Below are 550 nucleotides of genomic sequence, written 5' to 3'. Positions count from 1 at the left end.
CACAGGCAGCGCATCGCGGTTGATGTCCTTAAGCGTGCTGTTCCCATCGTCACGCCGCCCGCCATTGGCTGCCCGCATCGCCCGTAGCAGGGCTTCCACATCGTCGAAGTCCCCAAACTTCAGTTTGTCCCGCGCGCTGCGCACCAGGAATTGCTTAAGCGGCAGGGCAGATTTGCGCGCATCGCTCACGGTAAGGCCATCCAGCACACCCAGTAGGGTGTTAGCCAGGCCTGTATCTACGTCGCTGGTGGAAGACAGCTCACGCTTGCCGTTCGGGGCGAACATCTCCCGGGTGAAGCGCATCATCAGCGCGTTGTTACTCGCCATTGATCAGTCCCTCATAGCTGCGGCTCGGCACGCAGTAATAGAGCGTGCCCACCGAGGCGGTGCCATAGTTAAACTTGCGGTGCACATACCACCAGCGGCGGATCGCCTCACCGCTGGCCAGCGTCTCCATCCACTCCAGGATTGAGCCGATCGGCACGTTGTGGGTGGCCATGCGCAGAATAAGCGCGTCATCCAGCGACCCAGCGTTTTCGTCGCTGTCGTT

At 61.1% G+C, this 550-nt stretch carries 2 protein-coding genes; both read right to left on the bottom strand.

The annotated features are described in order from the left end of the window. Window positions 1-327, bottom strand: a 327-nt coding sequence (locus CYR55_RS23100) for a hypothetical protein (protein WP_146001054.1), incomplete at its 3' end; no start/stop codon positions are given. Then, on the bottom strand, window positions 317-550 hold a 234-nt coding region (locus CYR55_RS23095; RefSeq protein WP_101818612.1), incomplete at its 5' end, for a phage tail protein. The genes CYR55_RS23095 and CYR55_RS23100, both read right to left, overlap by 11 nt.

The sequence above is a fragment of the Chimaeribacter californicus genome, assembly GCF_002858675.1.
GTDB lineage: Bacteria > Pseudomonadota > Gammaproteobacteria > Enterobacterales > Enterobacteriaceae > Chimaeribacter > Chimaeribacter californicus.
This window is presented reverse-complemented; position numbering and strand designations above follow the sequence as displayed.